Annotated in this window: 13 protein-coding genes; 1 reads left to right on the forward strand and 12 read right to left on the reverse strand. The window is 56.6% G+C overall.

What is annotated here, in order from left to right:
* Positions 1–67 precede the first annotated feature (67 nt).
* The 6 genes from SH421x_RS26990 to SH421x_RS27015 all read right to left on the reverse strand — a co-directional run bounded on the left by SH421x_RS26990 (position 68) and on the right by SH421x_RS27015 (position 4342).
* Complete coding sequence (locus tag SH421x_RS26990; RefSeq protein WP_488853135.1) at positions 68–532, reverse strand: YegJ family protein; 465 nt, start codon at positions 530–532, stop codon at positions 68–70.
* 188 nt (positions 533–720) lie between these two features.
* Entirely contained in the window at positions 721–942 is a 222-nt protein-coding gene (locus SH421x_RS26995) for a hypothetical protein (RefSeq protein WP_488853136.1), read from the reverse strand.
* A gap of 19 nt (positions 943–961) precedes the next feature.
* Positions 962–1573 carry a DUF6677 family protein gene (locus SH421x_RS27000; protein WP_488853137.1) on the reverse strand — a complete coding sequence of 204 codons (612 nt, stop codon included), beginning with the start codon at positions 1571–1573 and terminating at the stop codon, positions 962–964.
* Between the two features lie 203 nt (positions 1574–1776).
* On the reverse strand, positions 1777–2937 hold the full coding sequence (gene hemW, locus SH421x_RS27005) for a radical SAM family heme chaperone HemW (RefSeq protein ID WP_488853138.1): 1161 nt from the start codon (positions 2935–2937) through the stop codon (positions 1777–1779).
* Entirely contained in the window at positions 2928–3767 is an 840-nt protein-coding gene (locus tag SH421x_RS27010) for an MBL fold metallo-hydrolase (protein ID WP_488853139.1), read from the reverse strand. Before SH421x_RS27010 ends, hemW begins: the two co-directional genes overlap by 10 nt.
* Positions 3768–3895: 128 nt before the next feature.
* Positions 3896–4342 carry a hypothetical protein gene (locus tag SH421x_RS27015; protein ID WP_488853140.1) on the reverse strand — a complete coding sequence of 149 codons (447 nt, stop codon included), beginning with the start codon at positions 4340–4342 and terminating at the stop codon, positions 3896–3898.
* A gap of 118 nt (positions 4343–4460) precedes the next feature.
* On the opposite strand from SH421x_RS27015, the gene SH421x_RS27020 reads away from it, so the two are divergent.
* Positions 4461–5642, forward strand: coding sequence for a M20/M25/M40 family metallo-hydrolase (locus SH421x_RS27020; RefSeq protein WP_488853141.1), 1182 nt, complete (start codon positions 4461–4463; stop codon positions 5640–5642).
* Positions 5643–5914: 272 nt separating this feature from the next.
* Here the strand turns inward: SH421x_RS27020 and SH421x_RS27025 are convergent, their stop codons facing one another.
* From SH421x_RS27025 to SH421x_RS27050, 6 genes are all read right to left on the reverse strand, one after another.
* Positions 5915–7927, reverse strand: a complete 2013-nt coding sequence (locus tag SH421x_RS27025; RefSeq protein WP_488853142.1) for an alpha/beta hydrolase — start codon at positions 7925–7927, stop codon at positions 5915–5917.
* Between the two features lie 391 nt (positions 7928–8318).
* Positions 8319–9359 (reverse strand): flotillin-like protein FloA, encoded by a 1041-nt coding sequence (gene floA, locus SH421x_RS27030; RefSeq protein WP_488853143.1) that lies wholly within the window; start codon positions 9357–9359, stop codon positions 8319–8321.
* An 82-nt stretch (positions 9360–9441) separates the two neighbouring features.
* The gene (locus SH421x_RS27035; RefSeq protein ID WP_488853144.1) at positions 9442–10218 is read right to left on the reverse strand and encodes a DUF4013 domain-containing protein; all 777 of its coding nucleotides are present in this window, start codon (positions 10216–10218) and stop codon (positions 9442–9444) included.
* 198 nt (positions 10219–10416) lie between these two features.
* Positions 10417–11151, reverse strand: coding sequence for a carboxylesterase family protein (locus SH421x_RS27040; RefSeq protein ID WP_488853145.1), 735 nt, complete (start codon positions 11149–11151; stop codon positions 10417–10419).
* 130 nt (positions 11152–11281) lie between these two features.
* Complete coding sequence (gene eboE / locus SH421x_RS27045) at positions 11282–12439, reverse strand: metabolite traffic protein EboE (RefSeq protein WP_488853146.1); 1158 nt, start codon at positions 12437–12439, stop codon at positions 11282–11284.
* 55 nt (positions 12440–12494) lie between these two features.
* A complete protein-coding gene (locus tag SH421x_RS27050) occupies positions 12495–13781 on the reverse strand; it encodes an MFS transporter (RefSeq protein ID WP_488853147.1) in 1287 nt (428 codons plus the stop codon).
* Positions 13782–13793: the final 12 nt, after the last annotated feature.

Consider the following 13793-nt stretch of genomic DNA (forward strand, 5'->3'; position numbering starts at 1 on the left):
GCACGTTTAGGCGAGTACTCGTTGCAGGCTACTATCTCCCTGAGCAAGAGACTGTGAATCGATTTTCTTACGGATTCGCAAGCATCGCGCGATACATCGCGGCTTCTTCAGGCGGCATCGCTTTTAGCAGAGGGCGCATCGTGTAGTTGCCATACATTTTATCATTACGCATGTACAACCAGTCGGCGATTTCCCCTTTTTTGACGGTCCACTTTTGGCCCATCTTCACGTTGCTCACCATCTCAGGCTGGTTGTTGATCGTTCCTTGGAACTCGCCGTTATTGAAGGTGACCTCGTTCAGCCAAAAAAACTCGGTCTGGTCACCATCGACGATCGGCACTTTGATCGCATGGTTGCTGCCGGTTGGGTGTGACAATTCCTTGATAAAGGAATCGACTTCGCCTTGGGCTCGGGCAATCGCATCGGCCATTTCCTGCTGATCGTAGCCCGACTTGATCACCCCGTCTTGGGGCGCCGAACCGCAACCGGCCAACAAGACCAGCAAGTAAGGGAAAACAAGTCCGTATTTCATGGTGTGATTCTGTGGCAGAGGGTAATTGGTCGACGTCGCCAACACGGATGCAAGTGGCTGGGCGGATTCCCTTGGCATGCGACGTGATTGGTGGGTTACGCAAACCGTTCGTGTGAACTGACTAAGGTCGAATCTATTGCGGTTTTTGCTCTACCTACTTTACTACCCGACGCGGTAGGGGAGCTTTATTAAAACCACCAGGTGAAAAACAGCAGGATCAGAAAGACGACCCCCATGAAGCCGACGATCCAGAGGGCGGTGTCCCAGGCATGTTCTAAGATCGGCGTCCAGCGTTCGTGACGTGTAGCCGCGTAGACCAAGCTGACCACGACGATCAGCGGGATCGCGTACAACAGGCGCGCCGCCGGCATCACGGCAAAGCAGGAGATGGTGGTTAAGAGCGAAAACATGTTCGATATCCGCGCGGGATTAGCTGTCGGCTGTAGTGGTCGCTTCGGTTGATTCTTTCGCCGTTTCCTCGTCCGAGGAGGGCGCATCTGCTTTGTTCTCGCGCAGGCGTTTGCGCTTCTCTTTTTCGGGAATCACAAAGACCGGGCCCGCGTAGGCGTCAAACATGACCAGCACGTTTAACAGGCCGGCGATCATGGTGTAAAGCGTCCCCATCTCGAAGCGAAAACCATACTCGCGATGAAGCTCGCCCAGTTCGCGATCATTGGCCGGCGGCGCCATCAGCGGAACGCCGAATAACTGAATCACTGGCTCTCGATTTTTGACCAGATAGGCTTGATACAAGGCCGGCGCCGCCGCCAAGCCGACGCCGATCTGGCACAAATAGGGAAGCCGCTTTTCGCTCACATCCCAGCGTGCATAGACGACTCGTCCCCCGCCCATCGACAGACCAACGAAAAAGGTGAACAAGATGCAGACCATAAACAAGATCCCCTTGCCGGTCCGACCTTGATACAAGTGCCCCGCTCCGGGCAATAGCCAGGCCAGCAGAAATGCGAACTCGGGGTTCTTCAAATCGACTTGGACCGGTGCGAAGCGGTCTTCGCCGGAAGTCGACGACTGGTCAGCCATTTCTTATCCAATGGGGGGAACACAATGGGGGAGCAATCCCACAATCTTAGCCAAATTGACGAGCGAAGATAGGGCAAACGGAGGACGCCGCCATAGCGAGAAGTTGCTCGCTTTGCCCCGCTGAACGCGTTTGCCGGCTGGAGCGAGGATAAAATCATAATCGACGCAAATAAATAATCTGTAAGGACTTACCACGAAGCAAGCTATAACAAGTCAGGCCAAATCGAGTCGCTGACAAGCAGACCAGCGCGACTGAGACAGATTCGATCGTTGCTACGCAAAATTGCTCCGTTGCGTTCGAATCGCTCCATCGTCTCCCCAGCCAATTGCTCGATCGTAAATCCGGTGGCTGCGGCGAAGTCAGCTGGATCGATTCCTTCAAGACGTCGCATCCCAAAGATCAGTCGCTCGCGGGCGGTCTCTTCCGCCGTCAGCTCTTCCCATTCGGCGACCGGCGACTCGGCAGCTAGCATCCGTTGGATGTACCGCGTGGTGCTGCGATGATTGGTCTCACGACGGCCGGCGACATACCGCGCGGCGCCGGGTCCAAAGGCGTAGTAGCCGCCGCCGAGCCAGTAGTTTTCGTTGTGGGCGCAGCGGCTGTCGGGCCGGGCGAAGTTCGAGACTTCGTAATGCTCCAGTCCGGCGGCGGTCAGCATTTCGATCCCGCCTAGGTATTGGTCGCGCTGGACCAGCTCGTCGACCTCCTGCAAATCATCGTGCAGCAGCCGATTCCAAAACGTCGTCCCTTTTTCGAAGGTCAGTCCGTAAGTCGAAACATGATCGGCGCCAAGCTCCAGCGCTTGTCGCACATCGCCGCGCCATTGCTCCAACGTCTCGCCGGGAGCGGCAAAGATCAGATCGATCGCCAGCGCTGCAAACTTTGCGCGCACGCGCTGAGCGGCGTCGATCGCGTCGACGCCGCGATGATCGCGCTCGAGGAGCTGCAGCTTGGCGTCACGAAATGACTGCACGCCGAGACTGATCCGATTAACTCCGGCGGCGGCCAACAGGTCGAGTTTCTCATCGCTGAGATCGGCCGGATTGGCTTCGACGCTCCACTCATAGCCAGGCGCCGGCGGAAAGCGTTCGCGGGTCAGCTGCAGCAATTTTTGCAACTGTGGCGCCGGCAAATGGGTTGGTGTGCCGCCGCCGTAAAAGATCGTGTCGACCGGTTGCGCGTCCGGCAACTGGCGCATCTCTCGCTCGATGGCTTGCAAATAGCCGTCAATCAAGTCGTCGCGTCCGGCGACCAGGGTAAAGTTGCAATAACCGCAGCGCCGCAAACAAAACGGCACATGCACATACACGCTACGCGGCGTTTGCGATTGGGCCGGCGCGATAAGTTTGCGGATTACAGCCACAGATGAAGTCGCCCGTCGAGCATGTCGGGGAGCTTGTCCTCGACATGATTTTTGATCTGGCGATCGTTGTACCGCACGCTGAAGTGTCCTGCGATGATCGTCTTGTTTTGAAAACGATCGCGACGCTCGACGACGTCATCCAGATGGATATGTCCCATCTTATGAATCTTCTCGCGACGATGATCGGGCGCCAGGAAAGTCATCTCCATGATCAACGTTTCGGCTTCATAGAACGCCGGGGACGCATCCATCGCTTCGGGACGACTATCGCCTAGATAGGCGAGCTTCGGAAAGCGATGTTCGTCCGTCACGTCGACGCCAGAAAGGCGAATGTCGCGAATCTGATCGCCGGGCAACGCTTGATACTCTTGCTTCAGCTTGCGACGTCGCTGCGAAACGATGTATCCGACCGATGGAATCGTATGCTTGGTCGGCACGACCGAGACGATCAGTTCACGCGAAAGTTCGATCTCGTCGCCTGGATTTACGCCGATCAGATTGCACGGCATCCCGCCGCGATCGAGGCGCTGAAAAGCAGAGAGCATTTGCTGCACGGCGCCGATCGCCGATTCGGGCAGGTAGATCGTCGGCGGTTCCATCTTCATCATCCGCCGTCGCGAAACGTAGACCGGCAGCGCCGCGATGTGATCGAGATGCGCATGCGTGACAAAGCAGGTAGGCGTACCCATGAAATCCCACGGCTGCAAACCGAGATCAAACAACAGCTTCATCTCGGGGATGCGCCAGTACGACTGCACGGCTGCCCTCGAGTAACCCTCGATAGTCAGGTCGTTGACTTCTAGTTTGCGGAGGGGAGCGTTATCAACCATGCAACAGCACCGAGCTGCGGAATCAGCGGGAAAACTCTTCAGTTTAACGCCAAGCGGCGACAATCAACAGAACCCAGTTCTCGCGCCTAGGTTCGCCCCCCAGCCGTAATCCGCTTGGCGACTCAGGTTTAACCCTGTTTCGCAAGCTGCGCGGCGGTGATCCGCTCGGCGACATGCCCTAGCTCTAATTCACGCAAAAAGTCCTCCATGGTGGCGTAAATCTCGTCACTGAGGAATTTGACCGCCCAGTTATGCTTAAGCGGGCTGATCATCAGCACCACTTTGCCGGCGCGATAGGCCTCCCAGATTTCGATCGCGGTCCCCATTGAAGCCTCTGGAATGTAGGCGACTACTACATCGACCTCGCCGCACATTGCATTGTGCTTTAAAAAGACGTCACGCCCCAAGTCATGGGTATAGTCGAGAGAATCACTGTGGTCGGCCCAGGGATCATAGATCTGTGCGCCGGGAAAATGACGCCGCAATATTTCTTTCAGTTGCGAACGATAATCTTGGCGATGCACGAGACTGCCGACGTGCGAGCCTTGCATGATTCCGGCGAGAAAAAATCGCATCACTTGGTTCCAGCAGGGGAGGGGGGAGACAAGTACCAGGGCAACCGTCGCCGCATTCATAAAGTACAATACCAAGCAGAAGTTTGTCGACCGCCGCTCCTTTGAATCGGAACTGTCTATGGCTGCTGTCACTGCGAATCGTCCAAAAGCTTTTCAACTGGTGAAACAACTGCTGGCCATCCCCGGCGGTAGCGGACGCGAACAGCAAGTCGCCCAGTTTATCGAGGCCCAACTGCTGGAGGCCGGCGCAGACAAAAGCTGGTTCCGATACGACAAAGCGCACAAGCTAGGCCCGATCGCCGACGCGGAAGTTGGCAACCTGGTGGTCACGATTCCCGGCACGATCAATGCTCCTCGCCGGTTGCTGATGGCCCACATGGATACGGTGCCGCTATGCGTTGGCGGCACACCGGTCAAAAAAGGGGAAATGCTGGAATCGCGCGAAAAAGATCGCGGCTTGGGCGCCGACAATCGCGCCGGCTGCGCGGTGGTGCTGAACGCCGCATGTCAGATCTTACGCAAAAACTTGCCGCACCCGCCGCTAACACTGTTGTTTACCATCGAGGAAGAAATTGGTCTGCACGGCGCCAAAAACCTGCAAGTGGCGCTGCTGAAGAAACCGGCGCTGGCGTTCAACTGGGATGGCGGTTCGCCGACCAAGCTGACGATTGGCGCGATCGGCGGCTATCGGATCTTTATTGATGTGCACGGAATCGCGAGTCATGCAGGGGTCGCCCCTGAACGCGGCGCCAGCGCGATCACCATTGCTGCGCTGGCGATCGCCCGTTTGCACAAAGGGGGCTGGCTCGGCAAAATCACCAAGAAAAAGCAGAGCGGCAGCGCCAACGTCGGCGTGATCAACGGCGGCGCCGCGACCAACGTCATTACCGATCTGGTGACGCTGAAGGCCGAAGCGCGGAGTCACGACCTTGCGTTCTTAACAGAGATCGTCACCCAGATCGAAACCGCGTTTCGCGAGTCGGCCGCCGAAGTGAAGAACATCGACGGGCAAGCAGGCTCGGTCGAGATCACAGGGCGTCTCGACTACGAACCGTTTCTGCTCTCCAAAGAAGAACCAGCGGTGCAAGTCGCCCAGCAAACGATCGCGCAACTAGGATTGGAGTCGGAACTGGCGATCGCCAACGGCGGGCTCGACGCCAATTGGCTGTTCCGACACGGCGTGCCGACGGTCTCGTTTGGCTGCGGTCAACGCAATCCGCACATGGTGACCGAGCAACTGAATCTCGAGTGGTTCTATCAGGCCTGCGATATCGGTTTAAATATTGCGGTTGGAACCTAAGCCGTCGTTAGACAAAACACTTGCCCACGGCGCTTGTGGAGACAAAAGCAAGAATGGAACACGGATGCCGCGGATGAATCACGGGAAAGCACGGCAAGAAAGCAATGATAGGATTAAAAAGTACACCGATTTGGCGAGCCTTTGAATCAATTCAGAATTGGAAGCGCATCACACAGTGATCGGGCTTTCTTATCGTGTAAATCCGTGATTCATCCGCGGCATCCGTGTTCTCATTTTTTGTGAAGTGTTAAATACGCCGGGCGCCCGACTTGCTACTTCTTCACCGTAACTTGCTCGGCTGGCCAGTGCAGTTGCTTGCCGACTTCCTGGGCGTAGGCGACCGCGGCGGCGCTTTCGGCGTCGACTTCGATTGCGGCGTGTTCGGCCGCCAGCGCGACCGCTTCCGGCATGTTCATAAAGCGACGGACGTTCAGGAAGATCGGACCTTGGCGATGATCGGCCGGTAAGTTGGTAGCGACGATGCGTTCGACGCTGGGCTCAAAGATCGCCGCATAGACGGCGACGCCAGCGTCAACACCGTCGGCCGCAATCGTCAGCTTTGGCTTGGACAGGATTCCTTCGCAGGCTGCGATGGCATTCCGCAGATCCCAAACTCGCATTCCGTCAACCGTTTGCCCCAGTTGCAAGAAGCGACGCTGAATGTGGGTATTAAGCTTGGGATCTTGGCTCCATTGCGTGGGTCCAACGCCACGCTGGACTAGAAAGAACTGCTGACCGGGGAGCGCGAGCAACTGCTTTGCCGCTTCACTACTCGGCTGCTCGCCAGTGGCGGCAGCGGCAGTTATTTCTTCGAGCAGTTCCCACTGGGCTTCGTTGGCTAGACGCAAAGTGACGACGTCACTTTTGCCGTTGTCAATCAAGATCAAGGGCAACGTGACGCCAGAATTCTCGCGCATCTCGAAGGAGACAATCGTCGCTGCACCGATCTTACCGGACGACTTCTTCGCGACGATCGGAACCGTAACTTCGGGGCAACCGCCAAATGATTTTGCGAGCAACTTCTCTCGCAGGTCGGCTGCTTGAGCGTCCCAGTCCGCGGCCGAAGCAGGAACTTCAGCCGGCGCTGCAACCGGGACAAACGTCTCTTGGATCTTGGTATTGATCTGATCGGCCGGCAGTTCCGCAAATACTTTCAGCTCAGACTTCTCGAAGAGTGGTCGAGCGGCGTCTTCGATCAGCGGCGAATCGCCTTGCAGATGTTCGCACAGCCAATGGAATGCCGGTACTCGCAATGGTTGCGTGTCAGCATGTCCGCCGCTGACGATGCAGTAGCCCAGATTTTTCTCGGCGCCATACAAGTTGTAAATCTTGCGGGCAGCAAAAAAGGTGCGCGTTACGCCATCCAGCGGAAAGATCGGGTCGCTATCGGTGTTGCCGATCATCAGCGGTCGGGGCGCGACCATCGCCGGTAATAACGTGAAATCAAACCGCGGTGTATTCACCCAGTACATGCAGTCGCAATGTCCGTTGATGCAATCGTCGACGATATGGTTTTGCAGGTCGGTGATCCCGGCGACTGGAACCGCCGCTTTGATCCGATCATCCAATGCTGCAATGTACCAGCTGTAGGCGCCGCCGCCGCTACGACCGGTAACGCCGATTCGCTCACCATCAACATCATCGCGTGCTTGCAGCAAATCGAGTGCTCGGACGCAGTTCCAGGTTTCGACGCCGACCGGCGTATACCCGCGATTGATCCACCACCATTGTCCCAGGTTATGGGTGCCGTGATGCAGCCCTTCGATCTCGCCCAGCTGCAGCGTGTCGATCATCAAGCAGACAAAACCATGTCGCGCAAACCAAGCGCCATGATGCTGATAGTGAGTCTTGTTGCCGACGCTGACGCCGTTGACGACTTCTTTGCCGTGCCCACAGACATACAAGATCGCCGGCAAGCGTTTTTGGTTTTCGGCCGGGCGATAGAGATTGCCGGTCACATACAAACCGGGTTGCGATTGGAAGTGAATCTTCTCGACAACGACTCCGTCTTTTTCCAAGGCGCCGGTGGTGGTGACGTGCAGATCGGTCTTTTCTGGCCAGGGCTGCAGTCCCAGCATTTCCTTTAATAGATCGTGATATCTAGCGCGTTTAAATTTCCAATCTTCAAGCGAGGTAACGCTGGCGATTGGCTGGTTGGTCAGCGCCGTGGTCTCGGCTTGAAAGTAGTCGCGTAGGGCGGCGTCACCTGGCTCGGCATGTACCGAGGAGACGAGAGTTGCAAGGAGCGCTAACGCTGGGAAGAAAGCCAAAGAGGGACGGCTCATAGATAAATTCCAGGCAGGGGAAATGGCGGGATGAGGCTTGAAAGGGAAACGTGCAATTTTTGAATCAATGGGAGACGTACTCGCAGCGCCAGCTTTAGGGTTGCGTTATTTGGCAGGATTGGAAGAAATAGAACACGAAGGACACGGTAAGAAAACAGAAATGGATGTTAAACGGCTCTGACCAGGCAAAATTTCGATCCAATTTTAAAATGGATCGCTCCTCGCTCATGGATATTGCTGTCTTACCCTGTTCTCCGTCCTGCTTTCCGTGGCATCTGTGTTCGATTCTTTGGCGCAACTTCCGAACTGGCGCGGCGGGCTAAAGTGACGCCTTACGGTTTGATTCTGACTCAGTATTGGCCGTGAGTCAACTTTGCGCTGAGGGGTGAAGTTAGTCGGCTGGTTTCTTTGGTCCTTCGGCCTGACCGTTGCCTTGGGCGTGCAAACTGCCAGAGCGAAACGCGTGTGCCATCGATTTGGGGACTTCGGCTTCGGCCAGCACCAGTTTGGCGCGATTCATAACGACCTTGGCTTTGTTCTCCTGTTCGGTTGCGACCGCTTCGGCCCGACGTTGCTCGGCTTTGGCGCGGGCGACGCGAGTATCGGCTTCGGCCTGATCGTTTTGAAGTCGTGCGCCAATGTTTTCACCGACGTCAATGTCGGCGATGTCGATCGAGACAATCGCGTACGCGGTTTGCGCATCAAGATTGCGGTCGAGCACGGCGCGAGTGATCAGATCAGGATTTTCGAGCACCAACGTATGCGTCGCGCTGGAACCAATTGCCGAGATGATACACTCGCCGACGCGGGCGATGACCGTTTCTTCGGTGGCGCCGCCGATCAATTGCTCGAGCGCGGTGCGGACGGTGACTTTGGCCCGAACGCGCAATTCGATACCGTTTTTGGCGATCGCGCTGAGCGTTGATTTGCCGCTGCGGCGCGGATCGGGACAATCGATCACTTTGGGCGAGACGCTGGTGCGCACCGCTTCGACCACGTCACGACCGGCGAGGTCGATCGCTGCAGCGCGATCAAAGTCAAGCGCGATCTGGGCGCGCTGCGCTGCGATGATTGCGTGCATTACAGCCATCACGTTGCCGCCGGCCAGATAATGCGCTTCGAGCCGCTTGGTGCTAATCCCATCTTTGCGATCGATGCTGAGACCCGACTGCGAGGCCATAATCTTGGCTTTGACGATCACCCGGCTGTTGACCTGACGAAAGCTCATACCGATTAGCTCGAACAGCGAAACGCCAGCTTGCGACATGTAGGCCTGGAACCAAAGCGGTCCATACCCAAGCAAGACGATCAAGAAGACGAGGCCCAGCAGCGCAAACATCCCCCCAATCAGGATATAAAACAGAAAGTTGGTTTCGCTGTCAGCCACTTGGGCAACTTGGGCCAGCAGCATCCACGACGCAACGTTCGGCATAAAATTTGACCTCGGCGAACAGTTCTGACAGCAATCCTACAACTAGCATGATACCGCGCGGCGGGATGCCCAGCCAGCAGTTTTACAGGGCGATCGGGATTGGCTGGCCACCGCGATACAGATACACCTGATAGAGCTGCATGTACAAGGATGTCATGACAAACATCATCAAGATCGCGGCCGGAAGGACCCCGATACAGCAGGCAAGCAGCCCGACAAACCCAGCGACCATGCCGACAATCGTGGTGAACAATATTACCAAGATCTGATCGAGCCACATCTTCTGAAAGAAATCGATCATGAAGCCAAAGTTAAAAGCTTGGGAGAATTCCTTGGTCAACCCGACGCGAATCAATGCCGGCATCGTCACCAGATTGATGAGAATCTGCGCTCCAAATTGGACGATGAACGCGATAAGAGCAAGTATGCCGCCCATCGCCCCATCGGCTTGCTGTGCGGCGATATTCAATCCGGTTACGACGATCATCAACGGAATCGCCAAGACGATGCCCAAACAAAACATCGAGAGCATGATCCACAATCCACGCATCAGGTAATCGCCAAACCGATCAAACGTGAAGCCGTGGTAAGGCCGTTCGTCGCCACGTGTCAGAAGCAACGCGATGACTTCAAAAAAGTAACCCCACACAACCATCACGCCGAGAATCGGAATCAAGATGAGGAGCGACGGCAGCAGCAAGTTTCCGACCCAATTTGGATGCTCAAAGAACTGCGAAAGTGGGCCGAGGTAATCGATCGATTCGCGCGGCTGAACCGCGGCGCTACCCATGTCACTGCGCGACTCGAAAGAATCGCCACTAGGCGACTGGAATGGATTCGACGATGGATCGTTGGACATCTACACTTCCCCCAAAGCTAATGATGCAGTGATCGTATATGTAAGCCGCTGGTGATTTTTGACGTTTCGTTTTTTCGAACCGATTGGTCCCTAGTCTCGCAGCTTTAGCGAGGGAATCCGCTAGGCGACACCAACTCGGATCAAAGTGTTGAGCCGCATTCCCTCGCTGGCTTTGTGCGATTGTGTGACGAGTTTTTTCTACTCCGCTGCTTTCAATTGATGCGACAGCAGCCAGGTGTAGACTTCAGGATTGTTGTAGGTCTCGGTCCAGCTGTCGTGGCCGACGCCGGGATAAATCGTCAGCTTCACGTCGCCGCCTGCTTCTTTGACGGCGGTGACCATTTCTTCACTCCGCTTAAGCGGCACGGCCCCATCTTTATCGCCGTGAAAGACCCACAGCGGCGTCGACGTCAGCGCCTCGGCTTGCGCCGGATCACCACCACCGCAGATCGGCAGCGCCGCGGCGAACTTGTGCGGGTGCTTCGCGACCAGCGACCATGTGCCAAAGCCGCCCATGCTCAGACCGGTGCAGTAGATCCGGGTCGGATCGACATTGTAATCCGCTTCGATCTGGGTCAGCAATTGAGTCAGGGCCGCCAACTTCTCACCGGCATTCCACCAGACGCCGGTGCTGCACTGCGGCGAAACGATGATGAACGGCAGTTCTTTTTCGGGCACCAATTTAGGCGGGCCATGCTTTTTGACTAGGCTCAGGTCGGTCCCGCGTTCGCCGGCGCCGTGTAAAAAGAGCATCAGCGGCTTCTTTTCACCGTCGGCCTTGTAGTCGGTCGGCAGATAAATCCAATAGCTTAGCTGCTCTGGCTCATTCCCTTCGATCTTCACTTCTAGCTGTTGTGCAACTTGCTTGCCAGGCGCCGGAGTTTCGGCGGCGGGCTGATCCGCGGTCTGTTTGGCGGGTTGTTCGGCGGCCATCAGAGCGAAACTCCCTAGAAACAGCATACAAAGCGAGATGAGCGATTTGAGCACGGCGATTCTCCGACACAAAAAGAGTGGATTCGCTTACAGCCTAATAGCGGCTAGAGCCAATTGCAATCAGCGATGGTTAACGCAATTGCTGCTTGAGCCAGTCAATTTCGGTCGCAATCCCGGCCGCGAGTTCCTCCTGGCGCAATTCAGACGGCAACACCGTCCAAGCGTAGGTCTCGACTTCAAAATGCTTGATCGGCGCCAGCAATTCGCGCTCGCGCAGCAAATCCAAGATCTGTCCCTGAGTCGTCCGGAGCGAACCAAACGCGTCGAGGTAGATCGGCATGTGAAAGTGGATTCGCCAAAGCCCTGCTGGCGGTCCGTCAAGCGAATTCAATAGGTTCGGGAGGTCCTCGTAAAATTTCCGTTTTCCGCTGGGCGACTGCACCATGGTTTGATGCAGATAGCGATCTTCGGCGAATTGCTCTAAACGCAGCACCGCCGCTTGTCGATCTCCGTCCGACAGCAAATCAAAATCAACCTCGATTGCTGACGAAATCTGCACTTTGCCAACACGGATTCCGGCGGCAGCATACTGCGACAAGACCGAGGATTGGTCTTCAAACATCACCGCCGCATGGCAAACGTCATGACAGACACGGATATAGCGAGCCAACTGGGCAGGGTCGCCAGCGGGGAACAAACGATCTTGAAAAAAGGCGATCATGTCGGCCGTCGTGTCGATTGCACAGCCAGGCTCCGGCTCGATGCAAACATAGATCAAGCGACCCGTCTCTTGCTCAAGTCGAGCCAGCTCGGTGGAGAGCGTGACAAAGTTAGCGACGACGGCGGCGTAAGCTTCTTCGCTGAGCGGCGGATCGCCCCACGCGATCGGCAACGTCGAGATGCTTCCTTCTTCGCCGGGAGGTAATAATTGATCCAGCACCATCGCCAGATCCAGCGTGTATTGCAGACGCAATGGATCCATCCAAGTCGGTTCATAGACCGCATGCTTGACGATGGCTTGATGGAAATTGCCGTACGGAAATCCGTTCAGCGTGTACGGCATTAATTGATTGTCACCGAGAAAGTCGCGAAACCGCGCCAGGCGTTCTGCATCCAGCAATTCCTTGGCAGTCACGGCTGAGAGCCACAGACCGACGCCCATCGGATCGCGCGGAGAAATCAATTCTCGGACGCGCACCGCATGCTTGGCCAAGTTCGCTTCGGTCTCGGCCAGGTTTGCGCCAGCATGAACATTGGTGCAATATCCGATCCATTCAGGCAGCGACATCCGGTTCTCCGACGGGGGGCAGCGGCAGCAGCAAACCGACTGATCGTATCAGGGATCAGGGATTACCGCGAGTCTCTGCCGCGATCGGCGGTTCTAGCAAGAACAACAGCGGGATCGCCGCGGCCGAGCGCAACCCCCAAGCGGTAACAAAATAAGGGACATATGCGGTGACTTCTCCCCGAACCGCTGCCGGAACCAGCCAGTCGGCGAGCGTGCCGTCAACGAGGACCGAAACGGCGTAGACTACTCCGGTCAGGCCAAAATAAACGCTAATGTTGGCCGGAGCCTGCTTGGGGCCGGCGATTCGCAACATGATCGCCGCCAGCGCGACATTGGTGCCGACATAGGCGATCAGCGCCACATAGCTAGCGACATAACCCCAGGCGCCCCCCAAGTAAAGGAGCGGAGCCAGCGCTACGGTCAATTGACACACGATCATCAGACCACGGCAGCCAAGCCGATCCACAATCCGGCCGCACCAAGGCGCGAGCAGCGGTTGCCCCAGACGCATCAGCGCTTGACTTCCCAGCACCAAAGCCAACGACAGGCCTAGCGCTTTGTGAATGTAGCTCCAACCGAGCGCACTGGAGACGCCGTTGGCCGCCGAGAAGCAGACGCCATAGATCAACAGTCGCCGCAGCGGCCGACTGGTCAGCAGCGCTTCGCTAGAGTTCAACGGTCGCATGGCGCCAAATCGGGACGGCACATCGATCATCGAGAGCAGAGGAAAAATCGCAGCGGCTAACAACAGCGCTCCGCCGGTCGCCAGCAGTAGCAGCAACGGCAAACGAGAGAAGCCGACAAATTGTTGGCGATACCAGATATCGAGCGTGCTGACCACGACAAACCCCATCAGTCGCCCAATGTTGAGCCAGAACTCACGTCGCCCTGAGAAGCGTCCGTAGAACCGCCCTGGAATCAGCACCGCAAACCAGCTCCAAAGACAGATCGTGCCGAGATACTCACACAAGTGATAGAGACACCAGCAGACGACCAACGCCACCAGCCGGAGCGATTTGCTGGCAAGCATGTCCGAGTAAGCGACGCTTGGCAACAACAGCAACAACACGACCGAAGTGAGATAGAAGAACAAGCAAGGAAATCGATGACCGCCGAAGCTCGTGAGAATTCGCGGTCCCAACCAGCGCAAGACGCCAGCAAGTTGCGGCGCGGCGATGATCCACGCGATCAACGTGCTGCTAGCGCCAAGCTCTTGCGCCAAATAGATGACCAGCGAAGTGCTGATCACGCCGTTGCCAAAAGCCCAGATCCCGGCATTGGCGCTCGCCGCCGAAATCGCACGGCGACGGTCAGCAGAGGTGATCGAGTCAGCGACAAACATGCGGTCGTTTCA

The sequence above is a fragment of the Blastopirellula sp. SH421 genome, assembly GCF_057808535.1.